The 333-nt window shown below is 76.0% G+C and carries 1 pseudogene; it reads right to left on the reverse strand.

Annotated elements, in window-relative coordinates:
• Nucleotides 1-187 (reverse strand): annotated as a pseudogene (locus tag C7C46_RS33780) (dipeptidase); the annotation flags it as partial.
• Nucleotides 188-333 lie beyond the last annotated feature (146 nt).

Below are 333 nucleotides of genomic sequence, written 5' to 3' on the forward strand. Positions count from 1 at the left end.
GCTCGCCGTAGACGGACTGGGTGCCGTCCGGCGTGTCGAGCAGCCGGACCTCCGTCAGGCCCTCGGCGCGCAGGGCGTCGGCGACCCACTGGGCGGCGGCGCGGCACTCCTGCTCCAGGCCGAGCTCGGGGTCGGCGACGGACGGGAAGGCGACCAGCTCGGCCAGTTCGTGGCGGCCACGGGGCATCAGGGCGCGGACTGCCGCGGCGAGCTCAGGGGCCGTCACGAGGGGCTCCCGGGAGCGGGTGGTCACCTCGCCCGTGGAGCATAGGCGCCGCCGCCAGGGGTGTTGTCCGGACGAACCGCAGCTCGCCCGTGTCGCGGCGCATAGGA

This window comes from Streptomyces tateyamensis, assembly GCF_003205575.1.
GTDB classification, from domain to species: domain Bacteria; phylum Actinomycetota; class Actinomycetes; order Streptomycetales; family Streptomycetaceae; genus Kitasatospora; species Kitasatospora tateyamensis.